The sequence below is a fragment of the Corynebacterium qintianiae genome, from assembly GCF_011038645.2.
Taxonomy (GTDB): Bacteria; Actinomycetota; Actinomycetes; order Mycobacteriales; family Mycobacteriaceae; genus Corynebacterium; species Corynebacterium qintianiae.
This window is the reverse complement of sequence record NZ_CP064955.1, coordinates 2,126,957-2,149,899: the sequence shown is the minus strand read 5'-3', so window position 1 is coordinate 2,149,899 and position 22,943 is coordinate 2,126,957. Positions and strand designations below refer to the sequence as shown.

The 22,943-nt window shown below is 64.4% G+C and carries 24 protein-coding genes; 13 read left to right on the top strand and 11 right to left on the bottom strand.

Going from position 1 to position 22,943, the window contains the following annotated elements; translation table 11 throughout:
- Nucleotides 1-158 precede the first annotated feature (158 nt).
- Together G7Y29_RS10415 and G7Y29_RS10410 are read left to right on the top strand one after the other, a co-directional pair.
- Complete coding sequence (locus G7Y29_RS10415) at nt 159-1,139, top strand: ABC transporter permease (RefSeq protein ID WP_165003222.1); 981 nt, start codon at nt 159-161, stop codon at nt 1,137-1,139.
- A complete protein-coding gene (locus G7Y29_RS10410; protein ID WP_165003224.1) occupies nt 1,140-1,808 on the top strand; it encodes an ABC transporter ATP-binding protein in 669 nt (222 codons plus the stop codon).
- 5 nt (nt 1,809-1,813) lie between these two features.
- On the opposite strand, the gene G7Y29_RS10905 is transcribed toward G7Y29_RS10410, so the two are convergent.
- The 6 genes from G7Y29_RS10905 to aceA form a co-directional block, all read right to left on the bottom strand.
- A complete protein-coding gene (locus tag G7Y29_RS10905) occupies nt 1,814-2,353 on the bottom strand; it encodes a hypothetical protein (protein ID WP_249399759.1) in 540 nt (179 codons plus the stop codon).
- 93 nt (nt 2,354-2,446) lie between these two features.
- The gene (locus G7Y29_RS10400) at nt 2,447-3,568 is read right to left on the bottom strand and encodes an MFS transporter (protein ID WP_165003300.1); all 1,122 of its coding nucleotides are present in this window, start codon (nt 3,566-3,568) and stop codon (nt 2,447-2,449) included.
- 26 nt (nt 3,569-3,594) lie between these two features.
- The gene (locus tag G7Y29_RS10395; RefSeq protein ID WP_165003226.1) at nt 3,595-5,079 is read right to left on the bottom strand and encodes an NAD(P)H-hydrate dehydratase; all 1,485 of its coding nucleotides are present in this window, start codon (nt 5,077-5,079) and stop codon (nt 3,595-3,597) included.
- 91 nt (nt 5,080-5,170) lie between these two features.
- On the bottom strand, nt 5,171-5,971 hold the full coding sequence (locus G7Y29_RS10390; RefSeq protein ID WP_165003228.1) for an Fpg/Nei family DNA glycosylase: 801 nt from the start codon (nt 5,969-5,971) through the stop codon (nt 5,171-5,173).
- Between the two features lie 10 nt (nt 5,972-5,981).
- Nucleotides 5,982-6,464: a ribonuclease E activity regulator RraA gene (gene rraA, locus G7Y29_RS10385; RefSeq protein ID WP_235933509.1), complete on the bottom strand. Its 483-nt coding sequence runs from the start codon at nt 6,462-6,464 to the stop codon at nt 5,982-5,984.
- A 110-nt stretch (nt 6,465-6,574) separates the two neighbouring features.
- Nucleotides 6,575-7,870 carry an isocitrate lyase gene (aceA, locus tag G7Y29_RS10380; RefSeq protein WP_165003231.1) on the bottom strand — a complete coding sequence of 432 codons (1,296 nt, stop codon included), beginning with the start codon at nt 7,868-7,870 and terminating at the stop codon, nt 6,575-6,577.
- Nucleotides 7,871-8,302: 432 nt separating this feature from the next.
- On the opposite strand from aceA, the gene G7Y29_RS10375 reads away from it, so the two are divergent.
- The 3 genes from G7Y29_RS10375 to trhO all read left to right on the top strand — a co-directional run bounded on the left by G7Y29_RS10375 (nt 8,303) and on the right by trhO (nt 13,145).
- Nucleotides 8,303-10,501 (top strand): malate synthase G, encoded by a 2,199-nt coding sequence (locus G7Y29_RS10375; RefSeq protein ID WP_165003233.1) that lies wholly within the window; start codon nt 8,303-8,305, stop codon nt 10,499-10,501.
- 129 nt (nt 10,502-10,630) lie between these two features.
- Nucleotides 10,631-12,124: a DUF1846 domain-containing protein gene (locus tag G7Y29_RS10370; protein ID WP_165003234.1), complete on the top strand. Its 1,494-nt coding sequence runs from the start codon at nt 10,631-10,633 to the stop codon at nt 12,122-12,124.
- Nucleotides 12,125-12,242: 118 nt separating this feature from the next.
- Nucleotides 12,243-13,145 carry an oxygen-dependent tRNA uridine(34) hydroxylase TrhO gene (gene trhO, locus G7Y29_RS10365; protein WP_165003236.1) on the top strand — a complete coding sequence of 301 codons (903 nt, stop codon included), beginning with the start codon at nt 12,243-12,245 and terminating at the stop codon, nt 13,143-13,145.
- Here trhO and G7Y29_RS10360 read toward each other — a convergent pair whose 3' ends face one another.
- From G7Y29_RS10360 to G7Y29_RS10350, 3 genes are read right to left on the bottom strand one after another with little or no spacing between them, the layout of a single operon-like run.
- A complete protein-coding gene (locus tag G7Y29_RS10360; protein ID WP_165003237.1) occupies nt 13,146-13,631 on the bottom strand; it encodes a hypothetical protein in 486 nt (161 codons plus the stop codon). It abuts the gene before it with no gap.
- A gap of 10 nt (nt 13,632-13,641) precedes the next feature.
- On the bottom strand, nt 13,642-14,634 hold the full coding sequence (locus G7Y29_RS10355) for a universal stress protein (RefSeq protein WP_165003239.1): 993 nt from the start codon (nt 14,632-14,634) through the stop codon (nt 13,642-13,644).
- Nucleotides 14,635-14,680: 46 nt separating this feature from the next.
- The gene (locus G7Y29_RS10350) at nt 14,681-15,175 is read right to left on the bottom strand and encodes a MarR family winged helix-turn-helix transcriptional regulator (RefSeq protein ID WP_165003241.1); all 495 of its coding nucleotides are present in this window, start codon (nt 15,173-15,175) and stop codon (nt 14,681-14,683) included.
- 76 nt (nt 15,176-15,251) lie between these two features.
- Between G7Y29_RS10350 and G7Y29_RS10345 the strand changes: the two genes are divergently transcribed.
- The 8 genes from G7Y29_RS10345 to G7Y29_RS10310 all read left to right on the top strand — a co-directional run bounded on the left by G7Y29_RS10345 (nt 15,252) and on the right by G7Y29_RS10310 (nt 21,532).
- A complete protein-coding gene (locus G7Y29_RS10345; protein WP_249399758.1) occupies nt 15,252-15,614 on the top strand; it encodes a DUF5318 family protein in 363 nt (120 codons plus the stop codon).
- 108 nt (nt 15,615-15,722) lie between these two features.
- On the top strand, nt 15,723-17,972 hold the full coding sequence (locus G7Y29_RS10340) for a transglycosylase domain-containing protein (protein WP_430393279.1): 2,250 nt from the start codon (nt 15,723-15,725) through the stop codon (nt 17,970-17,972).
- A gap of 99 nt (nt 17,973-18,071) precedes the next feature.
- A complete protein-coding gene (locus G7Y29_RS10335; RefSeq protein WP_196820221.1) occupies nt 18,072-19,466 on the top strand; it encodes a glycosyltransferase family 87 protein in 1,395 nt (464 codons plus the stop codon).
- Nucleotides 19,466-19,660 carry a hypothetical protein gene (locus tag G7Y29_RS10330; protein ID WP_249399757.1) on the top strand — a complete coding sequence of 65 codons (195 nt, stop codon included), beginning with the start codon at nt 19,466-19,468 and terminating at the stop codon, nt 19,658-19,660. Before G7Y29_RS10335 ends, G7Y29_RS10330 begins: the two co-directional genes overlap by 1 nt.
- 152 nt (nt 19,661-19,812) lie before the next feature.
- Nucleotides 19,813-20,100 carry a 30S ribosomal protein S6 gene (rpsF, locus tag G7Y29_RS10325; RefSeq protein ID WP_196820150.1) on the top strand — a complete coding sequence of 96 codons (288 nt, stop codon included), beginning with the start codon at nt 19,813-19,815 and terminating at the stop codon, nt 20,098-20,100.
- A 52-nt stretch (nt 20,101-20,152) separates the two neighbouring features.
- Nucleotides 20,153-20,731 (top strand): single-stranded DNA-binding protein, encoded by a 579-nt coding sequence (locus tag G7Y29_RS10320; protein ID WP_165003248.1) that lies wholly within the window; start codon nt 20,153-20,155, stop codon nt 20,729-20,731.
- 56 nt (nt 20,732-20,787) lie between these two features.
- Nucleotides 20,788-21,240: a 50S ribosomal protein L9 gene (gene rplI, locus G7Y29_RS10315; protein WP_165003250.1), complete on the top strand. Its 453-nt coding sequence runs from the start codon at nt 20,788-20,790 to the stop codon at nt 21,238-21,240.
- 115 nt (nt 21,241-21,355) lie between these two features.
- On the top strand, nt 21,356-21,532 hold the full coding sequence (locus tag G7Y29_RS10310) for a hypothetical protein (RefSeq protein WP_165003252.1): 177 nt from the start codon (nt 21,356-21,358) through the stop codon (nt 21,530-21,532).
- Here G7Y29_RS10310 and G7Y29_RS10305 read toward each other — a convergent pair.
- Together G7Y29_RS10305 and G7Y29_RS10300 are read right to left on the bottom strand one after the other, a co-directional pair.
- Nucleotides 21,529-22,239: an AAA family ATPase gene (locus G7Y29_RS10305; RefSeq protein ID WP_165003253.1), complete on the bottom strand. Its 711-nt coding sequence runs from the start codon at nt 22,237-22,239 to the stop codon at nt 21,529-21,531. The genes G7Y29_RS10310 and G7Y29_RS10305 overlap by 4 nt on opposite strands.
- On the bottom strand, nt 22,236-22,934 hold the full coding sequence (locus G7Y29_RS10300; RefSeq protein WP_165003256.1) for an AAA family ATPase: 699 nt from the start codon (nt 22,932-22,934) through the stop codon (nt 22,236-22,238). The genes G7Y29_RS10305 and G7Y29_RS10300 overlap by 4 nt, the downstream gene beginning before the upstream one ends.
- Nucleotides 22,935-22,943: the final 9 nt, after the last annotated feature.

Genomic DNA, 22,943 nt, shown 5'->3' with positions numbered 1-22,943 from the left:
TAGTGGGCGTGAGCACGGGCTGGCACGAAGAAGCCCTCTGGCATCGTCACGTACACACAATAAACGCCCTCTCCGCCACCTGATCAACCGATCGGTTGATCCCAAGTTCAACCGCGCTAGCGATGTAGAGAACCCCTGCTCAGCGCCACACTTAAACCATGTTCGTAGGAATCAGAGAAATCAAAGGCGCCCTGGGCCGCTTCAGCCTCATCGTCGGTGTCGTCGGGTTGATCACCCTGCTCGTGGTCATGTTGACGGGGCTCACCGCGGGCCTGGGCAAACAAAACACATCCGCGCTCGAAGCGCTCAACCCCCAATCTGTCACCTTCAGCGACATGGAGGACCCCTCGTACTCCACCTCACGCATCTCGCTTAGCGACGTCCCATCCAACGCGATCCCGCTGGGCACAGGCCAGACCATGCTCACCACCGCCGACGGCACGGAGATCTCCGCTGCAGTCCTCGGTCTGCCCGAAGGCACCGAATTGCCCACGGGCGGGGTTATGGGTGACACCGCCGTGGCCTCCGAGTCCCTCGGCCTCGCTGACGGTGAGGAGGTTGGCGTCGGAGGGGCGTCGATAAGCGTGGGCTCAAATGCGGACGACCTCTACTATTCCCACTCCCCCGTCCTGTGGGTACCCACCGAGACGTGGCAGGCCGCAATGCACACCGACGCGGCAGGTACGGTGCTGCTCAATAGCGACGATTCCGGCATGAGCGTGCAGAAGTCCTTCAACGCGCTACCCGCGTACGGCTCCGAGCAGGGCTCACTCAAGCTCATCCAGGGCTTCCTCTACGCCATCGCCGCGGTGGTCACCGTCGCCTTCCTGACCGTGTGGACGATCCAGCGCACCCGCGACTTGTCCATCCTGCGGGCGCTCGGGGCGTCGAGTAGCTACCTGCGCAAGGACGCGCTCGGTCAAGCGGCGCTCATCCTCGCCGTCGGCGTCATCGGCGGTGCCGTCATTGCCCTCGGTCTCGGCCTCGCCGCCGCACAGGCCGCCCCGTTCGCACTCAGCGCGCTCACCATCGTCGGCCCGCCGCTCGCGCTGTGGGCGCTCGGCATGGCCGGCGCCTGGCTGGCCACCCGCTCCATCACCAAGATCGACCCGCAGCAAGCCCTCGGAGGTATCGCTTAAATGCACACCAAGAACCTGGAAATGAACAACGTCACCGTCACCTACCCCGACGGCGACCGCACCCTCACCGCGCTCGACAACGTCTCCTTCACCGCCGATCCCGGCCACCTGACCTTCATCGTCGGCGAGTCCGGCTCGGGCAAGTCCACGCTGCTCTCCGCGGCCGCCGGGCTGATTACGCCCACTTCGGGCGAGGTGCTCGTCTGCGGTGAACCCGTCGACGACAAGGTGCGGCTGGATAAGATCGGCATGATCTTCCAGCAGGCCAACCTGATTAAGGCCCTCAACGTGCGCGAGCAGCTTCTGGTCACCGACCACATGCGCGGACGCTCGCCGCGCCGGGACCGTGCCGACGAGCTCCTTGCCGCCGTCGGCCTCGAGGGCCTCGGCGACCGGAAGATGGAGCAGCTCTCCGGCGGGCAGCGCCAGCGCGTCGGCATCGCCCGCGCTCTCATGGGCGAGCCCCAGCTCGTGCTTGCCGACGAGCCCACCGCCGCGCTCGACTCCGAACGCAGCCACGAGATCGTTGCCCTGCTGCGCACCCTGATCGAGGAGAACAACATCGCCGGCGCGTTCGTCACCCACGACCGCTCCCTAATCTCGGAGCGCGACCGCGTGGTCGAGGTCAGGGACGGTCGCGTTACCTCGCTCGAGCACGCGCGGGTGTAGCAGCCCTACTGGAGAATGACCTCGGCGTTGTTCCCGCCCGTGCACGTGATGATCCCGACACCGTTATCGGCGCAGTACATCTCGTAGAACTTTCCGGTCACCGGGCTCTTCGCGTTGACCGTTCTCGGGAGGTAGTTGCGAATATTCTCGGTGCTTGGGACGCCTTCCGCCATGGCTCCGAGAACGTTGAACGCGAAGTCGCAGCTCGTGTGCGCGTTCACCGCGAGCTCTGATACCCCCCAGCCGTCCCCGGCGGTGCAGACGGTGACGTCCTGCCCGTTCAGGTTGCCGGGGCGGCTCGCGGTGTCACCCCGGGGTGCCTGCGCAGGAGCCCCGGCCGGGGCTACCAGCTGTTTGGGTTCCGTGCTTATGGGCGGCTCACCGGAAGAATTGGCAGGGGTGTCAAGGAACGTGTTCGTGGTAACTGTCGTGGTCGGTGCGGGTGTTTCGTTCCCCGACTGCTCCGGAGCGAATGAGCAGGCGGAGGCGGTGAGGGCGAAGGCGGAACTGAGGGCGGCGGCAATGCGAGTAAGAGAGGTCGGCATGGTCGTCTTCCTCACGGGGAGAGCGCGGGGACTAAACCACCACTAAGGTTACACGTGTCGTGCCCCGCCGGGCGCGGGGTTTAATAGCGTTTCCTACCGCAGAATCGGCCGCGACCACAGCGCCAGCACCGCCCCCGCAGCTGCCGCTAAGACGGCGGTAGAGACGAGCGTGCCCGCCAGCACTCCCCCGTCAACGGCCGCCGCCCCGAGCGCCGAGCCAGCGGCGATGCCCACCTGGAAGGTGACCACGTAGATCGCGGATGCCCGGTCCTGGTTCGCACCCCCAGCGAAGAGAAAGATGGTCGTGGCGACCGTGGGCAAGGCGCCGGCGCCGATGCCGAAGACAATGATGAACAGCGCGGTGAGCGCCATCGCGACGGTCCCCTCCAGCGCCAGCGCGGCGAGCCCGATTCCGGCGGAAACGACCATCACCGCGGTCGGCGCGACGTTGAGGCGGATCATGCGCTTATCCACGCGGCGCCCGGCCCACAGCACCCCGACGATGCCGACGATTCCGTAGAGCGACAACCCGGCCGCGACCCACACCGGCCCGGACGTGTTCTCCACAATCAGACCCAGGTAGGTGTAGGTGGTGAACAGCGCGGTCACCGCCAGGGTGAGAAACACCACCAGCGACGGGATAGCGGATCGCTCCCCCTCACCACGCGCCGCGGTGCCGGGCACGACCGCGGACATCGGCGGCAACGTGGCTACCAGCACCGCAAACGACGCCACCACGAACACGCCCAGCACCCACGTCGCGCTGCGCCAGCCGATCATCCCGCCGATAAACGTCGCGGCGGGTGAACCGAACACTAGCGCCATCGTCGAACCCATAGACACCGCGGCCACCGCCTTGCCCGTCTGCCCCGGGGCGGCGAGCCGCGCCGCCATCGGGTTGACCAGCGACCAGAACAACCCGTGCGTCAGCGCCGCAGCGACGCGTGCGACAACCAGCATCGCGTAGTTCACGGCGAGCGCCTGGAGCACTACCCCTGCCAGCAAGAATATCAAGGTCCCGGTGAACAGGGGTTTCCGGTCCCACCTGCGCGTGAGGTGCATCAGCGGGATGGTCACCGCCGCGACGATGGCGGCGTAGACCGTCATCAACAGCCCGATCCGCCCCTCGGTCACGCCGAGGTCGGCGGCCATGGGGGTAATCAGACCCACGGCGAACATCTCGAACGTGACGTAAACGAATGCCGCGAAGCTCATCGCGGCCAACGGGACAACGGGTAATCTCACCGCACCAATCTAGCCGTCGCCGCCCGAACATGCCGCGCAATCTCGCTTGCCGACGTCTGGGCGTCGCCCCACTCGCTCCGCGCCGCGAGGTACGCGGCCTGCCCGTGGATTGACGCGGACGCTGCGATGCCTTCGGTCGCGCGCTGTGGATCTTGCGCCCCGTCGCGCGCCATGCGCGCCCCGATGATCCCCGCAAGCACGTCGCCGGAACCGGGTGTGGCGGCCCAGGAGTTTCCGGCGTCGATCACCTCGGCGCTGCCGTCGGGGTGGGCGACGATAGTCGCGCGGCCCTTGCGTACGACGGTGCACCCGAGCGTCTCAGCGAGTTCGATGGCGCCGTGGAAGCGATCAGTGTCCCCCACACCGGCTGCATCGCTGAGACGCTGAAACTCCCCATCGTGGGGTGTCACGACGGTAGGCACTCCCCGTTTAAGGGTGATTTCCCGCAGGCACTGGTGTTTTTCCAGGACCGTGAGACCGTCGGCGTCGATAAGCACGGGGACCTCTTGGCTCAGCACCCACTCGAGCTCCCGCCGTGCAGCTTCGTCCGTGCCCGCGCCGGGTCCGAACACCCATGCCTGTACGCGCCCGGCGTCCTCGAGTGTCTCAGTGGCCACCACTTCGGGGTGAGCGCGGACTACTTCGAGGGCCTGCGGCCCAGCGTAACGCACCATACCCGGAGTCGCCGCGACAGCTCCCGCGGTACTCAGGATCGCGGCGCCGGGGTAGGTGCCGCTGCCCGCGCGGATGCCGACGACGCCCCCGGTGTACTTGTCGTCGTAAAAGCCGGGCTCAGGGTTGCGGACCCGCGCAGGTCGCAACTGGGTGATGCCCTCCGGCCACTCTCGTTCGGGTCCCGATGCCCGGTAGATCGGGGTGCCCGCCACCTTTGACAGCTCGTCTCTGAGGCTGCGTCCGGTGACGCCGATGTCGGCGAGCAGTTGAGTGCCACATTCCGGTGCGAGCCCATGTGCCAGGCGCCATCCGCCGAACGTCACAGTGACGTTAGCGCTGAGGTGGTTCTTACCCCGCACTCCCGTGTCTGCGCTGATTCCGCTCGGCACGTCGACCGCTAGAACGTTTGCGCCCTCGGTCGCCCGCCTGACCTCCTCCGGCAGGTCCCCCGCACCGCCGATGCCTAGTACACCGTCGATGAGTAGCGAGTATTCGTCGCCGGGCTGATCGATGACGGTGCCGCCCGCGTTCTCGAACGCTTCTCGCGCGCGGCCTTGGGCTTCGCCGAAGACGAGACGCGCGTCCACCGCGCGCCCGGTCATCGCCAACTCCGCTCCGGCGTAAAGGGCGTCGCCGCCGTTGCCGCCCTTGCCCACCAGCAGCAGGACCCTCCCGTGCGGAGCCATCACGCCGGCGACCTGGAACACGGCGTGCGCCGCTTGCTGCATCAGTTCGTCGGGGTGCTGCTGGGCGTGGAGGAGCGGTTGCTCGGCCGCCCGGATCTGGTCAGACGTGTAGGCCAACATGGTTCCACTGTAGGAGAGATGTCACTGTGAAGCGTTTCCTCACTGTGACCGCCTGGGGAAACGCGCCCCAAAATGCCCTCACCGTGACGTTTCACCCTCCCGGCTGGCAGCCAGGACACCAAAACAGGTTGCGCCCCTCAACCTTGCGCACCGAGATCGGCGCGCCGCACACGAAACACGGCTCACCGGCGCGGCGGTAGACGTACACCTCGCCGCCGTGGTCGTCCTTGCGCGGGTCACGGCCCATCGCGTCCGGCGAGTGCTCGTCGCGCACGGTGTCGATGCGCCCGTGGTCGACGCCGTAGCGCATCAGCGCCACCAGGTCCGCCCAGATGGCGTCGAACTCCACCCGCGTCAACGCGTTACCGGGCAGGAAAGGGGAGATGCCCTGGCGAAACAGCGCCTCGGCCCGGTAGATGTTTCCGACACCCGCGAACATCTTCTGGTCCATCATGAGCGAGCCGATCGCGCGTTTCGACGCCCCCACCCGCGCGAACAGGTCCGCGGGCGCGGCATCCTCGCGCAGCGGGTCTTCACCGGTGCGGTCGAGGATGCCCTGCATGTCGGCGGGGGAGACGTAACGGCAGAACTGGGGGCCGCGCAGGTTGGCGGCCTCTTCGCCCGCGACCAGCCGCAACCGGATTTGTCCCCACACGTCCGCTGCCGGCTCGAAGCGGAAACTGCCAATCAGGCCCAGATGGACGTAGACGATGTGCCCGGTGGAAAACGTCATAAAGAGGTGCTTGCCGTGGGCTTCGGCCAGGGCGAGGGACGAGGCGTCGATAAGCGAAGTCTCGAACCTGCCCTGCGGTGAAGAAATAGCCAGCGGCCCGCCGCGGAACCTGGAGTTCAGGTGCGCGGCGAGCCGGTGTATGACATGGCCTTCGGGCATCTAGCCGATCTTAGTGGTCGATCGCCTCTGCAGTGACCACGATGCCGTCCGCGTCGGCGTAGAGGAAGTGGCCCGGGTGGAAAACCACTCCACCGAAGGAGACCTGCACGTTGAGCTCGCCCGCACCGTCCTTGGCGGACTTGCGCGGGTTGGTGCCGAGCGCCTTGCAACCGAAGGGCATCTTCGCCACCTCCGCGGAGTCACGGATCGCACCGTTGATGACAACACCGGCCCAGCCGTTATCCACGCCGGCCTGCGCGATCATGTCGCCCATCAGCGCGGTGTGCAGCCCGCCGTGGCCGTCGATGACGAGCACGCGGCCGTTGCCGGGGGAGTTCAAAGTCTTTTTCACCAGGCCGTTGTCCTGGAAGCACTTGATGGTGGCGATCTCGCCGCAGAACTCGGTGTTTCCGCCGTAGTTGAAGAACTGTGTGTCGCAGCTTGCCAGCTGCTCCTGGTCGCCGTAGAGGTCGGCGATGTCTGCGGTTGTCATGCAGGAAGGCATCTCGGTTCTCTCCTTGGAAATTCGGGTGGTAGGCGAAAGAGGGGAAACCTTCACAGGCTTCCCCTCTCTCAAAACGTGCTAGTTCCTTAAAGGTGGGACTAGAACTGAGACTCCTCGGTGGAGCCCTTCAGGGCTGCGGTGGAGGTGTTCGGGTCCACGGTGGTGGCGATGGAGTCGAAGTAGCCTGCGCCAACCTCGCGCTGGTGCTTCACGGCGGTGAAGCCGCGCTCCTCGGCAGCCTGGAACTCGCGGTTCTGCAGGTCGACGAAGGCGGTCATGCCCTCGCGTGCGTAGCCGTGGGCCAGGTCGAACATGCCGTAGTTGAGGGAGTGGAAGCCAGCCAGGGTGATGAACTGGAAGGCGAAGCCCATTGCGCCGAGCTCCTTCTGGAACTTCGCGATCTCCTCGGGGGAGAGGTGCTTGGACCAGTTGAAGGACGGGGAGCAGTTGTAGGCGAGGAGCTGATCCGGGAACTCGGCCTTGACGGCCTCGGAGAACTTCTTGGCCAGCTCGAGATCCGGGGTACCGGTCTCCATCCAGATCAGGTCGGCGTACGGAGCGTAGCTCTTCGCGCGGGCGATGCAGGGCTCGATGCCGTTCTTGACGTAGTAGTAACCCTCTGCGGACTTCTCACCGGTGAGGAACTGCTGGTCGCGCTCATCAACATCCGAGGTGATCAGGGTTGCTGCCTCGGCGTCGGTGCGGGCGATGACGACGGTCGGGGTGTTGGCGACGTCAGCTGCCAGGCGAGCGGAGGTCAGGGTGCGGATGTGCTGCTGGGTCGGGATGAGCACCTTGCCGCCGAGGTGGCCGCACTTCTTCTCGGAAGCGAGCTGGTCCTCCCAGTGGGTGCCGGCGGCGCCGGCTGCGATCATGGCCTTCTGCAGCTCGTAGACGTTGAGGGCGCCGCCGAAGCCGGCCTCACCGTCAGCGACGACCGGGACGACCCAGTTGTCGACGGAGGTGTCGCCTTCGACGCGGGCGATCTCGTCGGCGCGCAGCATCGCGTTGTTGACGCGGCGGACAACGTTGGGCACGGAGTTCGCCGGGTACAGGGACTGGTCTGGGTAGGTGTGACCGGAGAGGTTGGCGTCGCCAGCGACCTGCCAACCCGAGAGGTAGATGGCCTTCAGGCCGCCGCGGACCTGCTGCACAGCCTGGTTACCGGTCAGGGCGCCGAGAGCGTGGATGTACTGTCCGTTGCCCTGGGTGACACCCTCCCAGAGGATTTCGGCGCCGCGCTTTGCGAGGGTGTTCTCCTCGACGACGGTGCCCTGGAGCTTCTCGACCTGCTCGGCGGTGTAGTCGCGCTGGATGCCTGCCCAGCGGGGATTCTCGTCCCAGTCCTTCTGGATCTCGGCTGCGGTGCGTGCCTTGCCGGTGTTGGTGGTCATGCTTGCCCCTTTCGGTGGGAAAATTGTGCCATTGCTTGCCAATCACGCCGGTTGTGAATTGCGACACTGAACGGGTGACGTTGTTACCAGTATTGCTTCGGGGGTGATCTGCGTCAACATCTTTGCCGTGTTAGTTTTCGCACGGGGGGACGGGTCAGATCTGTTAACTTTGTTAAGCTTCACCCCCGCACCCCGCCCGGCGCGGTGGAACTTGCCCTGCGTGGGTGCATTTTATGCGCGTTTGCAGGCACAACCGGGAGGGGGTGTCAAGCGGGGTAGCGGTACCGGGTGCGGGATAAACCAAAAAACAAACGGGGGTGGTCGAGGGTTGCGAAGCCCTGAGACTCGTTTACTTCCGTGACCGGCCTCACTAACCTCGGGTAGAAAGTCCTACATAACATTAGGAACTCTCGCTGAAAGGAACGCGCTTTTATGACTACTCCCACGTTCGAGGACCGCACCGAACGCGTCCAGGTTGCTGGCCTGCAGGTGGCCAAGCCGCTGCACGACTTCGTCGCCGACACTCTCCTGCCCGAGATCGGCATGGACGCGGACACGTTCTGGAAAGAAGCCGCGAGCTACTTCGCTGACCTGACCCCCAAGAACAAGGCGTTGCTCGAGCGCCGCGACGATCTGCAGCGCCAGATGGACGAGTACTACCGTGCAAACCCAGGTCGACCCGACCCGGTGGAGCACGAGAAGTTCCTTCGCCAAATCGGCTACCTCGTAGAGCAGCCGCGCGACACCCAGATCCGCACCGAGAATGTCGACCCGGAGTTCTCCGAGGTCGCGGGTCCGCAGCTCGTGGTGCCCATCACCAACGCCCGATTCGCCATCAACGCCGCCAACGCGCGCTTCGGCTCCCTGTATGACGCTCTGTACGGTACCGACGTCATCTCGGAGGACGGGGGTGCCGAGCCAGGCAGGGGTTACAACCCGGTGCGCGGTGACAAGGTCATCGCCTGGGCGCGCGACTTCCTCGACAAGGCGGTTCCGCTTGACGGGGCATCCCACTCCGACGTGGAGAAGTACTCCGTCTCGGGTGGTGAGTTCCGTGCCACCATCGGCACCAACGGGGTGGGGCTGGCGAAACCCGAGGTCTACGTCGGTTACCAGGGTAACGCGGAGAACCCCGAAGCCATCGTGCTCCGCAACAACGGCCTGCACATCCTCATCCAGATCGACCCGGAGCACCCGGTGGGCAAGGGCGACAAGGCGCACGTCAAGGATGTCGTACTCGAGGCCGCTGTGAGCTCCATCATGGATTTCGAGGACTCCTCTGCGGCAGTCGACGGCACCGACAAGGCCGCCGCGTACGCCACCTGGTTCGGCCTGAACAAGGGCGATATCTCCGAGACCGTGGCCAAGGGCGACAAGTCCTTCGAGCGCACCCAGGAAGATGACCTCTACTACACCGCCAAGGGCGGCGACGAGGTCCGCCTCCACGGTCGCGCGATGATGTTGTGCCGAAACGTCGGCCACCTCATGACCACCCCGGCCATCCTCGTGGATGGCGAGGAGGTACCCGAGGGCCTGCTCGACGGTCTGATCACCGTTGCCTCCGCCATCCCGGGCATCCGCGAGGACAACCCGCACCGCAACTCCCGCACCGGCTCCATGTACATCGTCAAGCCGAAGCAGCACGGTCCGGAAGAGGTTGCCTTCTCCAACGAGATCTTCGACCGTGTGGAGAAGATCCTCGGTTTGCCGCAGCACACCGTCAAGGTCGGTGTGATGGATGAGGAGCGCCGCACCTCGGTCAACCTCGACGCCTGCATCGATGCCGCGGCCGACCGTCTGGTGTTCATCAACACCGGCTTCCTCGACCGCACTGGTGACGAGATCCACACCTCCATGTACGCCGGGCCGTTCGTGCGCAAGGCGGGCCTGCAGACGGCCGCTTGGAAGCAGGCTTACGAGAACAACAACGTCGACGCGGGCATTGAGCACGGTCTGCCGGGTCGCGCCCAGATCGGCAAGGGCATGTGGGCCGAGACCGAGCACATGGCCGCAATGGTGGAGAAGAAGATCGGCCAGCCGAAGGAAGGCGCGAACACCGCATGGGTTCCGTCGCCGACGGGTGCGACGCTACACGCCACCCACTACCACCAGGTCGACGTGTCCGCTATCCAGGAGGAACTGCGGAGCAACGGTCGTCGCGACAGCCTCCATGACATCCTCACTGTCCCGGTTGCCGACGGCGACAACTGGTCTGACGAGGAAAAGCGCGAGGAGCTGGACAACAACTGCCAGTCGATCCTGGGCTATGTGGTGCGCTGGGTCGAGCAGGGTGTCGGCTGCTCCAAGGTGCCGGACATCCACAACGTCGACCTCATGGAGGACCGCGCGACCCTGCGCATCTCCTCTCAGATTCTGGCGAACTGGCTGGTCCACGGTGTGGTCTCCGAGCGGGACGTCATCGAGTCGCTCGAACGGATGGCCAAGGTCGTCGACGAGCAGAACGCGGGTGACGCCAACTACCTGCCGATGGCCGCAGACTTCGACCAGTCCATCGGCTTCCAGGCTGCGAAGGACCTGATCTTGAAGGGCACCGAGTCACCGTCGGGTTACACGGAGCCGATCCTGCACGCGAAGCGCCGCGAGTTCAAGCAGGTCCACGGCCTGGCGTAGTCTGGGAGTCGCGAACGGCCCCCGACCCCGGGTACAACAAATCTCACAGTGTCGGGGTGGGGGCGTTAGCGCCTATACGCGCTAGACTTGGGAGGCGTTATTTCTTTAGCGCGACAGAAAGGCGCCCTCATGCCGTACGCCATCGGTTTTGACCGTGAAAAGTACATCGAAATGCAGTCGGAGCACATTAGCGCCCGGCGGGCGGAGATAGGCGGGAAGCTCTACCTAGAGATGGGCGGCAAGCTTTTCGACGACCACCACGCCTCGCGTGTCCTGCCCGGCTTCACCCCCGACAACAAGATCGCGATGCTGGAACGCATCAAGGACGAAGTCGAAATCATGGTGTGCGTCAACGCCGGCGACATCGTGCGCCAGAAGGTTCGGGCCGACCTCGGCATCACCTACGAAGACGACGTTCTGCGCCTGGTCGATGTGTTCCGCGAGCGGGGATTCCTCGTTGAGAACGTCGTGGTCACCCAACTGGAGCCCGGTAATGCCCCGGCCGAGGCCTTTGTGGAGCGCCTCGAGCGACTCGGTCTGAGGGTCTCGCGCCATCGCGTCATCCCCGGGTACCCGAACGACACCGCGCGCATCGTGTCGAAGGAGGGTTTCGGCCGCAACGAGTACGCGGAAACCACGCGCGACCTCATCGTCATGACCGCGCCGGGCCCGGGCTCCGGCAAGCTCGCGACCTGCCTGTCGCAGGTGTACCACGAGCATAAGCGCGGCATTCCCGCCGGTTATGCCAAGTTCGAGACGTTCCCTATCTGGAATCTGCCCCTGTCGCACCCGGTGAACCTGGCGTACGAGGCGGCGACCGCCGATCTCGATGACATTAACGTCATCGACCAGTACCACCTCGAAGCCTATGGGGAGAAGGTGTCCAGCTACAACCGCGACATCGAGGTCTTCCCGCTGTTGAAGTCCCTGCTCAAAGAGGTGACAGGAGAAGAGCCGTACCAGTCGCCAACCGACATGGGCGTGAACATGGCCGGATACTGCATTTCAGACGACGAGGCGTGCCGCCACGCCGCCGAGCAGGAGATCATCCGCCGCTATCTCAAAGAGCTTGTCGACGAGCGCCGGTCCGACCGCGATTCCACCTTCTCCGACCGCATCTCCAACGTGATGCGTAAGGCCGAGTGTTCAGTGTCCATGCGTGTGGTCGTTGCACCGGCCCTTGAGGTTGCCGAGTCCACAGGCCAGCCTGGTGCCGCGCTCGAGCTTCCGGACGGCCGCATTGTGACCGGCAAGACGTCCGACCTGCTCGGGCCGTCGGCCGCAGTCCTCCTCAACGCCTTGAAGGCGCTGGCGGAAATCCCGGATGAGGTGCACCTGCTGTCCCCGGACTCGATTGAACCGATCCAGTCGCTCAAGACCACCTATCTCGGCTCGTCGAACCCGCGGCTGCACACCGACGAGGTGCTGATCGCCCTGTCCGCCTCCGCCGCGCGCAACCCCGACGCGGCGCGCGCCCTGGAGCAGCTTCCCCGGCTGCGCGGTTGCGACGCGCACACCACCACCATCCTCGGCTCCGTGGATGAGGGCATCTTCCGCAACCTCGGCGTGCTGGTTACGTCCGAGCCGAAGTACTGGAAGAAAGCGCTTTACCACAAGAAATAGCTGGAACAATGGGTAGGCTCGGGCGCATGGAACTCGAGCTTGCACCCTCTGACAGCGTGGGTGCGCGCAGACGCCCGCAATTTCGTTTCGGATGTACGACCTCTAAACTCTGTAGGCCATGACCAGCAAGATCCTGTTGTACTACAAGTTCCAGCCCATCGTCGACCCGGAGGCGGTTAGGCTGTGGCAGCGGGACCTGTGTGAAGGGCTGGATCTGCACGGGCGCATCATCGTGTCGAAGGACGGGATCAACGGAACCGTCGGCGGGGATATCGACGCCTGCAAGACCTATGCGCGAAAGACCAAAGAGTATTTCCGGGGCATGGAGTTCAAGTGGTCCGAGGGCGGCAAGGACGACTTCCCCAAGCTCAGCGTGAAGGCGCGCGATGAAATTGTGGCATTCGGCGTGCCCGGTGAACTCAAGGTTGATGAGCACGGCGTTGTCGGCGGCGGTACCCACCTCTCACCGCAGGAGGTCAACGAGCTCGTCGCCGAGAAGGGGGAGGAGGTTGTGTTCTTCGACGGCCGCAACGCCCGCGAGGCGGAAATCGGGAAGTTCAGGAACGCGGTCGTTCCGGACGTGGAAACCACCCACGACTTCATCACCGAGCTCGAATCGGGCAAGTACGACTGGATGAAAGACAAACCCGTGGTGTCCTACTGCACCGGCGGCATCCGCTGCGAGATTCTCTCGAGCCTCATGATCAACCGGGGATTTCAGGAGGTCTACCAGATCGACGGCGGCATCGTTCGCTACGGGGAAAAGTACGGCAACTCAGGTCTGTGGGAAGGCTCGCTCTACGTTTTCGACAAGCGCATGCACACCGAGTTCGGAGCCCCCGGCGACCCGGATTACGTGCAGCTCGGCTACTGCGCCCACTGCGGGGAGGCCGCGAACCAGTTCCACAACTGCGACAACGAGCCCCACTGCCGCAGCCAATATCTGAGCTGCGATGCCTGCCGTGCCGAAAACCCCTACTGCGCGGAATGCGCTGCGGCGGGCGCTAACGCTGCCGGGTAGTTAGCGGGCGCTGTCGAGCGCGATGATGCCGATCGTAACCGTGAGCCACCACATGGTGAACGGCACGATGGGCAACCAGAACACGCCCATCCATGGGACCCAGCGCTCGTAGCGGTTGAGCTTGCGCACCATGATCACGGCGCAGCCCAGCAGGCCTGCGACCGGGACGATCGAGGACAATACCGCCCACCACATTCTCCACCCGGGGGTGCACAGCCAGGCCGCATCGCCGACGTCGCAAAGCGGGCCACCCTGCAACCGCGAGACGAGCGCGAGGACGAAAGCTACTGCGAAGGTCGTAAGAACAGTTCCGGCAGCGTACATCAAAGCCTCGCGTGTCGACGCCCGGTTGCGGCGCTCCACCTCCAACGGATCCGGGCCGGACGCGAGCTCGTCAAACGATCTAGGTTCCGGGCGGACCCGGTTGTAGCGGTCGGTGGGGGCCGGGCGGAAATTCTCCGGGTGCTCCTCGCTGTGGTGCTGCATGCCCACCACCCTATGCAGTCGAGCGCGGAAAGATAAGGGCCGGGGTGGGGACGTGGCGTAGGAACGCACCGGTGCAGCTGTGCGAGAAAACGCGTTTCAGCTGGTTCTGGTGGCGGAACGCAAAACAGGCTAGGTCCCCCTTCTTCCACTGCACGGAGTGCACCGCTTTCTTCCAGCCCCGGCCGACTGCCACCTCCGCCTCCACGACGAGCGGGCTTGTCGAGGCGGAGTGAGCGGCGGGTAATGCGGCCGGTACGGACTCGATTACCGTGTCGCGCACATGATCGAGCTGGCCGAGGGAGGATTCGTACCATTCGGCGGTGTTGTTAGGGGAATCGATACTCGCGTCGAAATCGGCCTCCGACAGGGTGTCGGGGGACATGACGATCAACCGGATCGGCACACCCATCCGCACCGCCAATCCAGCGGCGCTCTGCAATCCCGAGTCGTGGTGGAATCCGTCGCGGCCGAGGAAGAGGTAGTTCACGCGCGTGACCCCCTTCTTGGACAACCGAAGGTTCTTCGGTGCTACAACCAGCGGCCGCGGGGCCGTCTCCAGCAGGGTGTCAGCGGCGGACGAGATGAAAAAGGTTCCTTTTGGTCTACCCGCGCGCGATCCGAGCAGCACGAGATCCGCCCCAAAATCTTGCGCCGCCTGCTGCAGTGACGCGCATTCGTTTGTCGAGGCCATCATGCGCGCCGGCTGTGCCGCCCACTGGTTCCTTTCGACATGCTTCTTCAGCAACGAGTGCGCCTTCTGCGCGAAAGTTTCGGACTCTTCCTGCAGCCATTTCCGGAACACCCGCTCGTTGGCTGTTCCCGGGGACTTCCACGTCGTTGGGGCGCTGGCGACGACTTGTACGCTGATCGGCGTCGACTTTCCCAGCCAGCACGCGAGCTGCATCGTTTCGGTGTCGGCCTCGTTCCATCCGGCGACGATCCGCAGTGGGCTGTCGGAATCAACAGCCCACGCGGAATGGGTGGAATCGGGCCAAAGTGACATGCGGGTTACCTGGGGTTGACAAGAAGGTGACCCCCATCATAAGGCCTTATTCTTTTGAGTCCGCACTGCGGTCGTGTACATAGTTATCCGCCAAGATGTTCACAATCTCTGCGAGCTCGTCCAGACGGAAAAGATCGTCCTCGGGCAGAGAACCCAGCATGTCGCTCAGGTATTTGGTGCGCTCTTCACCGACGCGGCTGAGCTCTGCGTCTCCTTCGGGAGTCATTTCGACGCTGACGCCCCGGCGGTCCGACTCGTCGCGGATGCGTCGCACGAGCCCGCGCTTCTCGAGCTGGTTGACGGTGTTGGAGGCGGTCGGCATCCGCACGCCTTCAGCTTCCGCTAGGCGGTTGATGCGGCAAGGTCCATCCTCCTGCAGCCTCGTCATGATGGAAAGCTGCGGTCCCGTGAGGTCGGACTGCTGCGCGTTGCGGAAGTACATGACGTACAAGCTCGTCATTGCGGGACGGATGCGCTTTGCAATGGCGTACGGGTCCGGCGCTGTGGTGGCGGGGTTCTCCGCGGATTCGTTATGTGCCATGCGTTCCTCGGCTTACGTTGTCGAAACTAACTGTCCGCAAATCATAACACTGCCCCGGCCCGGTACGATAGGGCGCGTGTTCGCCTACAGCAGGGAAGTTTCGCACGAGTGGCGCCGACGCATGACGCTGAAGGATTTTCGAAAAGGACGAGTGCGACCCGAGGACGTGTGCGACGCCGATTTCCTGCTCCGGGCCGCTGCGGACCACCACGGAACCGTCACACCCCGCGCGTGCCCGATATGCAGCGAGCCGATGCGTGAGGTCTCCTGGATCTACGGTGACAACCTCGGTCGGCGCTCGGGCACGGCGCGCAGTGAAGAGGAGATCGACCGCATTGTTTCGGAAGTGGGCCCGGTGACAGTCCACGTGGTCGAGGTCTGCGGGCACTGCCGGTGGAACCATCTCCTCAAGGAAGTCACAGCTGTCCCAGTAGTGTGATTTCGCGGCTAACGCAGTAATCTGTCACCTAGCAATCAATCCAGTAGGACAGCCCCTCATGCGCCCGCGCCATGGGCGCGTGTGGGAGGAAGCGCGCAGGGAAATCACGTGGCAAAAAACGAAGATAGTGTGGCTGGCGGCTCCCGGGAGGCCGGGGCAGGATCCAACCGAATAGCAACGGCAAAGCTGAAAGGCTCCCGCACGCGTCAGTGGCTCCTCGCCGCACTGCTCTTCCTGCTCCTCCTCGCCGCGATCCCGGCGACCTGGTTTGCGTGGCAGTACGCCCGGGCCGAGATTCCCCAGCCGGGGGAGATCGACTCCGCCCAGATCTCAAACATCTACTTCGCGGACGGTCAAACCGAGTTAGCGCGCACGGTCCCCGCGGAAGGCAACCGCGTCCAGATTCCGTTGGAGGAAGTGCCCGCGCACGTGCAGAACGCGGTCCTCGCAGCGGAAGACCGTGACTTCTGGACCAACTCTGGTTTCTCCTTCACCGGTTTCGCCCGCGCGGCGATCGGCCAGCTGACTGGCAACTCGTCCGCGGGCGGCGGTTCGACGGTTACCCAGCAGTACGTGAAGAACGCATTGGTGGGCAACGAGCACTCCTACGAGCGAAAGGCCAAGGAGCTGGTCTACTCCATCAAGATGACCAACGAGTGGGACAAAAAGGACATCCTCTCCGCCTATCTCAACACCGTCTACTTCGGCCGTAACGCCTACGGCATCGAGGCCGCCGCGCATGCTTTCTTTGACAAGCCGACGAGCGAGCTGACGGTGGAGGAGGCAGGTGTACTGGCCGCCTCGATCCAGCTGCCGAGCCAGCTAGACCCGTGGAATAACCCGGAAGGTGCGCAGTCCCGCTGGAGCTACGTCATGGACGGACTGGTCGAAATGGGGGAGATGACCCCGCAGGAGCGGGAGACCCTGGAATACCCCCAGACCCGCGACCCATCCACCTACTCCGCCTACACCGAGGCCACCGGCGCGAACGGCCTGATTAAGAACCAGGTAATGGAGGAACTCAAGACGATCGGCATTACAGAGGACGACGTGACCAACCGCGGCCTCCAAATCACCACCACCATCGACCCGGCCATCCAGGAGCAGGCCGAGCAAGTCTCCCGCGACCGTCTGGCCAGCCTCCAGGACGACGCCCGCGCGGCAGTTGTCTCCATCGAGCCGGGAACAGGCGCGGTGCGTGCCTACTACGGCGGTGACGACCCGAGTGGATGGGATTACGCCAACGCCGGGCTGCAGACCGGCTCGACCTTCAAGATTTTCGCCCTCGCCGCCGCCTTGCAACAGGGCATCCCGTTGACCGCCACTTTCGACTCCTCGCCGGTGACCCTGCCCGGAAACAACGTTGTCACCAACTGGGACGGCGGAGGCGGCGGCATGATCACGATGCTTGACGCGACGAAGACGTCGTCGAACACCGCGTACCTGCGCATCCAGGACGAGCTGGACAACACCACCCAGGACACTGCGGACATGGCGCACGCTCTCGGCGTCGCCCGTTCTATTCCCGGTATCCCCGAGACCCTGCGGGAGAACGGCGGGCAACCGTACGAGGGTATCGTGCTTGGCCAGTACCAATCGCGCGTGCTCGACATGGCGACCGCAATGGCGACCCTGGCTAACCGTGGCTCACATCACCCGACCTACTTCGTCGAGCGTGTCGAGGACGCCCGAGGTGAGGTGCTCTTCCAGATGGACAACTCCTACGCCGAGCGCGGGGTGGCACAGCAGGTTGCGGACAACGCCAACGAGGCGCTCCAGACCGTCGTCGGCTACGCCAATGCGACCCTGGCGGGCGGCCGCCCCGCTGCCGCGAAGACCGGTACCGCACAGCTTGGCGACACCGGGAACAACAAGGACACGTGGATGGTCGGTGCCACCCCGCAGCTGGCCACGGCGGTGTGGGTCGGCACGGCGGACAACACCTCGGCGATCTTCAACGAGTGGGGCGGAAACATGTACGGTTCCGGCACCCCCGCGAAGATCTGGAAGGACGTGATGGACTCCGCTCTCGAGGGCAAGGAGATTGTCCAGTTCCCCGACGCGACGCCGGTGTACTGGGGTATCAACGCCTACAGCGGCGGGACGGGCTTGGGTGGTTCGCGCTGGTCTGGGGGCTACTCCACCGGTTACGGAACAGGTAACGGCTACGGCTACGGAGGGGGTGGCGGTTACGGCACCGGTTACGGCACCGGCGGTGGAAACGCACCGGCGCCTGCGCCCGCCCCAGAACCCGCGCCGGCTCCCGCCGCGCCCGCACCTGCCCCGGCCCCCGCACCTGCACCCGCACCGGTAGTTCCGGATCCCGTCCAGGACTTCCTCAACGACGTTCTGGGGTAGCGTCGAGCCGTGGAGAATTCGAGCCAGACGGTAGCGCAGACGAGTCGCGGAGTGTGGGCGGATCCGGCACACCGCGTCCAGCCAGGCCGAACCGAGCCGATGGCCCGCGGCTGGGTAGATTTCCTCGGTGGCCCCATGGGCCGTTTCGCTCCTATCGGGCGTGCCCGGTTCTGGTCGCCGCTGCGCGCCGTCTTCACTGTCGCGTGGGTGTTCCTCGCGTTCGCCGCGCTGGCGAAGGCCAATTGCGCAGGCGGCCGCCCCGACGAGAACGGCGTGCTGCGCCTGAACTGGGACGGCAACCGCCAGTACACGTCGTTCTGCTACAACGACATCGTCCCGCTCTTCGGCGGGCGCGGCCTCGACCAGCCCGGGTTCGTCTACGACTACTCATGGGTCGAAGGCGACCTGACACGCTACATGGAGTACCCGGTCCTGGCCGGAATTTTCCAGAACGTCATGGGCTTCATCAGCCGCAACACCTACTTCCTCGTTGACAAATTCCTGCCGGACGTGGGCTGGTACTTCTACCTCACCGCGTTCGTCATGTCTGTGATCTGGGTTATCACCGCGCGCATGGTCGCGGAACTCACAGGTAACCGCATCTGGGACACGCTGCTCGTTGTCGCCTCCCCGCTGCTGATCATGCACGCGTTCACGAACTGGGATATCCCCTCGATCTTCTTCCTCGTCGCGGCGCTGTTGTCGGCGCGCAACAGGAAGTTCTGGCTTGCGGGTGCCCTCATCGGCCTCGGCACGGCGTTCAAAATGTGGCCGCTGTTCGCCCTCGGTGCCTACTTGGTCCTTGCCATCCGGAAGCGGAGCTGGGGACCATTTCTCAAGATGGTTTTCGCCGCCGCGGTGACATGGTTGGCCGTCAACCTGCCGGTGTACCTCCGCAACCCACAGGCGTGGGGTGAGTTCCAGCGGCTCAACACGGAGCGTTCCTGGGAGTGGACCACCATCTACGCGGTCGCGTCCCGCGCTGTCGGCTGGACCGGGTTCGACTCCGGTGGTGGCACCCCGGAGATCCTCAACACGGTCACGCTGCTTCTGTTCCTGGGTGGCTGCATCTTCACAGCCGTTATCGGGCTGATGGCGCCCAGGGATCCCCGTGTGGCCGAGATCCTCTTCCTCACCGTGGCCTTTTTCCTATTGTTCAATAAGGTGTGGAGCCCGCAGTACTCGCTGTGGCTGGTCATCCCCGCCGTCCTGGCGTTGCCGCACTGGCGGCTGCTGGCCACATGGATGACTGTGGATATGCTCGTCTGGCCCATCCTCATGTGGCACATGCTCGGTACGGAGAACAAGGGTATTCCGGGTGAGATCCTCAACGTCGTGGTGCTCGCACGCGACGGCCTGATTATCGCCATGATGGTGCTCGTCGTCCAGCAGATGCTCGGCCGCCGTCACGACAAGGTGTTGGAGGCGCACAACGGCAAGGATCCGCTGTTAACCCGGCCCGCGGAGTGGGAGGAAAGGAAGGTCCCCGCGTGATGTCGGCAACCACCCTCGGAATCGTCTCCATCGTCATCGGCTTCGTGCTGATTGCGGTCGCGTTCCTCGCCGTAGCCAAGTGGCGGCGGACCCCTTTGGCAGTCGGGCTGGGTATCGCGGCCTTTGTCTTCATCACCGTCATCCCGGTGTTCCTCGCCGTATTCGTAGCCGTGCCCAATCCCGGCATCTCCTAGACGGCGGGTCGGACCACCGGGCGTCGATAAGCATTTTGCCCCGCCACCTGCGTGTTGTAGGGTGGAGGGGTTGCTTGACGCAACGACCCTCCTGCTACCGCTAAAGGGCGGTGGCCGAAACCATTAACAGACCATAGGAGGTGATGAGGTCCGTGCGTCACTACGAAGTAATGATTATCCTCGATCCGCAGCAGGATGAACGCACCGTTGCCCCGTCCCTGGACAAGTTCCTGGAGATCGTCCGCAAGGACAACGGCACGGTAGAAAAGGTTGATGTGTGGGGTAAGCGCCGACTTGCCTACCCGATCGACAAGAAGGAAGAGGGCGTTTACGCCGTCGTCAATCTCGACTGCTCCACGGAGACCGTCGCTGAGCTCGACCGCGTCCTGAACCTGAACGAAGGCGTTCTGCGCACCAAGGTTCTGCGCACCGACAAGTAAGAGCGGATAGGCTCGTTACCCAAACGGACCACATCTCGAAAGGCTCAAGACCATGGCACAGGGAGACACCCCCATCACCGTTGTCGGCAACCTTGTCGCCGACCCGGAACTGCGTTTCACCCCGAGCGGTGCCGCAGTGGCAAATTTCCGCATCGCCTCCACTCCGCGCACGTACAACCGTGACACCAACCAGTGGGAGGACGGCGAAGCCCTGTTCTTGACCTGCAATGTCTGGCGCCAGGCTGCCGAGAACGTCGCGGAATCCCTGACCAAGGGCACGCGCGTGATTGTCAACGGCCGCCTGAAGCAGCGCTCCTACCAGACCCGCGAGGGTGAGAACCGCACCGTTTTCGAAGTCGAGGTCGACGAGGTCGGCCCTTCCCTGAAGTACGCTACCGCTAACGTAGCCCGGACACCGCGTGAGGGCGGCTCCGGCGGTTACGGAGGTGGCGGCAACCAGGGAGGCTTCGGCGGAGGGAACCAGGGTGGTTTCTCCGGCGGTAATTCTGGCCAGCAGGGCCAGCAGTCCGGCAACAGGGGCAGCAACCAACAGCAGCCGCAGAACGATCCGTGGAACTCCGCGCCGCCGGCAGGTGGCTTCGGTGGGATGGACGACGAGCCCCCGTTCTAAACGCTTGAACCCGTTTACACACATCCCCATTTTCAACTTTAGGAAGGTTAGGATTCATGAAGCTGATCCTCACCGCTGCCGTTGACAAGCTCGGCGAACCCGGCGATATCGTCGAGGTCAAGGGCGGCTACGGACGCAACTTCCTGCTCCCGCGCGGTCTCGCTATCCCAGCTACCCGCGGCGCAGAGAAGCAGATCGAAGACATCAAGCGCGCGCAGGCTGACCGCCAGGTGCGCGACCTCGACCACGCCAAGGAGCTGCGCGATCAGCTCGACCAGCTCTCGGGCGTCCAAGTCAAGGTTCGCACCTCCGCAGCCGGCAAGTTGTTCGGCTCCGTGCAGGCCAGTGACATCGCCGACGCAGTCAAGGCTGCTGGCGGCCCGTCCCTGGACAAGCGCCGCATCGACGTGCCGAAGGGTCTTGTTACCAAGACCGGTGGCTACCAGGTCAAGGTCAACCTCCACGATGACGTGGAGGGCAAGGTGAACTTCGAGGTCGTAGGCGCGTAAAAGCAGCTTGACGACGACCGCACAAACGCGGTCCAACGACAACAGCATTCGGCGCGGGCCCCACTTGTGAGGAGTGGGGCCCGCGCCTTCGTGCGCGCCACATTATTGTTGAGCCATGGCCACGAACAACAACACCACCGGCAATCAGGACATCACGCTCGGAATCATTCTCGTTGCCGCTGGCGTGCTCGCCATCGTTTTCGCGTGGGGCGCGATCTCTTACCTGACGGCGATAGCCTCCTTCAGCGCAGGCGGTTGGCTTGTGGCACGGGGTGTGGGTAAGAACCGCTAGGAGTCGGTTACTTCGACCATGAAGTCTGCGACACCGGCTGGGTTCGCCAGCCAGTCTCGCATCGCCCGAAACGCCGTGGTGGCCTCCACCTCGACTCCCTCGTTGATTCCCTCGCGCGTGATTTCGATAATGTGTGCACCGGGAATGGCGAGCAGAATGGGGGAGTGGGTCACGATAATAAACTGCGCACCCTTGTCCGCGAGGCGGTGGAGCATCGCGAGCAGCGCCATCTGACGTACGGCGGAAAGCCCAGACTCGGGCTCGTCGAGGAGGTAAACGCCGTCTCGGACGAACGCCTCCACGACAGCTAATACGGACTCTCCGTGGGACATGTGGTGCAGGTTGCGAGCGCTCGGGCCGTCCGGCCCCAGTTCCGTGGCGTGGTCGAAGTGGGTGTCGGCCCGCAGGAAGTAACCCTGTTTCGGACGGGTAGTCGCCTGCACCCACAGCACGTCGAATAGCGGATCGGGGTACCCGGCCGTCTCGATTCGATAGGCCCCGCCCTGGGTGCTGAAGCCGTAACCGCGGGCGATGCCCTCGAGCAGCGTTGATTTGCCCACCCCGTTGTCACCGGTGATGACGGTGACGGGGTGTGACAGGTCGAGGCGGCCGCGGCGCAAGAGATGCGCGACGGCAGGTATTTCGAGCACCCACCCCGTGGCCCGGAGTTCGTCGCGGAGGCTGACGGCTTTGATGAACGGCCTCACGGCTTCACCAGAAAGCTCGCGGTTCCGACAGGGTCGGTGATGAATTCCTCCCACGCTCTCACCGCTTCAGACTCTTCGAACGCGGTTGGCGCGATCCCCCTCGCCCCGACTTCGAGCAGTTGCGCACCGGGGATGCCGAGGAGGACGGGGGAGTGGGTGGACATGATGATTTGGGAGCCCCGGTCGGCAAGATGCCACAGGATCCCCAGAAGCTCGAGCTGGGCGAGGACGGAGAGCCCGTCCTCCGGCTCGTCGAGAAACAGGAGGGCTCCCGCGCCGAAGCGCTCGCGGGCCAGGTGCATCAACCCTTGGCCGTGGCTGAGCTTGGCCATCCCTGCGAGCGGGTCGCCCGGCAATCCTTCGTAGTAGCGCGCAAGCCCGGAATACGTTTCCCCGCGCAGGAAGAAGACATCGCGCGCATTGCGCGAGCGCGTGAGCACGATGTGCTGCGACAGTTTCGAGACCGGGTCCACCGAAGTAGTGAACTGCGCGTTGCGGGAACCACCCTCCGGGTTTGCACCGGCGGCCACGGCGAGGGCCTCGACCAAAGTCGACTTGCCCGCCCCGTTCTCACCTGTGAAGACGGTGACGGGCCGGGTGAGCGTCAGCGGGGCGTCGCTAAGCGAGCGCACTGCGGGGAGCGCGGCGAGATAACCGGAGGGGACCCCCTCGACACGCACCTTGTCGACGAACACGGAACCGAG

What these genes read in the sequence shown, in the direction of transcription:
- rraA (WP_235933509.1), bottom strand. Translation starts at nt 6,464, where the DNA reads ATGACAACCGCAGACATCGCCGACCTCTACGGCGACCAGGAGCAGCTG.
- G7Y29_RS10415 (WP_165003222.1), top strand. Translation starts at nt 159, where the DNA reads ATGTTCGTAGGAATCAGAGAAATCAAAGGCGCCCTGGGCCGCTTCAGC.
- G7Y29_RS10390 (WP_165003228.1), bottom strand. Translation starts at nt 5,971, where the DNA reads ATGCCCGAAGGCCATGTCATACACCGGCTCGCCGCGCACCTGAACTCC.
- G7Y29_RS10410 (WP_165003224.1), top strand. Translation starts at nt 1,140, where the DNA reads ATGCACACCAAGAACCTGGAAATGAACAACGTCACCGTCACCTACCCC.
- G7Y29_RS10330 (WP_249399757.1), top strand. Translation starts at nt 19,466, where the DNA reads ATGTCGGCAACCACCCTCGGAATCGTCTCCATCGTCATCGGCTTCGTG.
- G7Y29_RS10350 (WP_165003241.1), bottom strand. Translation starts at nt 15,175, where the DNA reads ATGGCACATAACGAATCCGCGGAGAACCCCGCCACCACAGCGCCGGAC.
- trhO (WP_165003236.1), top strand. Translation starts at nt 12,243, where the DNA reads ATGACCAGCAAGATCCTGTTGTACTACAAGTTCCAGCCCATCGTCGAC.
- G7Y29_RS10360 (WP_165003237.1), bottom strand. Translation starts at nt 13,631, where the DNA reads ATGCAGCACCACAGCGAGGAGCACCCGGAGAATTTCCGCCCGGCCCCC.
- G7Y29_RS10395 (WP_165003226.1), bottom strand. Translation starts at nt 5,079, where the DNA reads ATGTTGGCCTACACGTCTGACCAGATCCGGGCGGCCGAGCAACCGCTC.
- G7Y29_RS10355 (WP_165003239.1), bottom strand. Translation starts at nt 14,634, where the DNA reads ATGTCACTTTGGCCCGATTCCACCCATTCCGCGTGGGCTGTTGATTCC.
- rplI (WP_165003250.1), top strand. Translation starts at nt 20,788, where the DNA reads ATGAAGCTGATCCTCACCGCTGCCGTTGACAAGCTCGGCGAACCCGGC.
- G7Y29_RS10370 (WP_165003234.1), top strand. Translation starts at nt 10,631, where the DNA reads ATGCCGTACGCCATCGGTTTTGACCGTGAAAAGTACATCGAAATGCAG.
- G7Y29_RS10320 (WP_165003248.1), top strand. Translation starts at nt 20,153, where the DNA reads ATGGCACAGGGAGACACCCCCATCACCGTTGTCGGCAACCTTGTCGCC.
- aceA (WP_165003231.1), bottom strand. Translation starts at nt 7,870, where the DNA reads ATGACCACCAACACCGGCAAGGCACGCACCGCAGCCGAGATCCAGAAG.
- G7Y29_RS10310 (WP_165003252.1), top strand. Translation starts at nt 21,356, where the DNA reads ATGGCCACGAACAACAACACCACCGGCAATCAGGACATCACGCTCGGA.
- G7Y29_RS10905 (WP_249399759.1), bottom strand. Translation starts at nt 2,353, where the DNA reads ATGCCGACCTCTCTTACTCGCATTGCCGCCGCCCTCAGTTCCGCCTTC.
- G7Y29_RS10400 (WP_165003300.1), bottom strand. Translation starts at nt 3,568, where the DNA reads ATGAGCTTCGCGGCATTCGTTTACGTCACGTTCGAGATGTTCGCCGTG.
- G7Y29_RS10335 (WP_196820221.1), top strand. Translation starts at nt 18,072, where the DNA reads ATGGCCCGCGGCTGGGTAGATTTCCTCGGTGGCCCCATGGGCCGTTTC.
- G7Y29_RS10375 (WP_165003233.1), top strand. Translation starts at nt 8,303, where the DNA reads ATGACTACTCCCACGTTCGAGGACCGCACCGAACGCGTCCAGGTTGCT.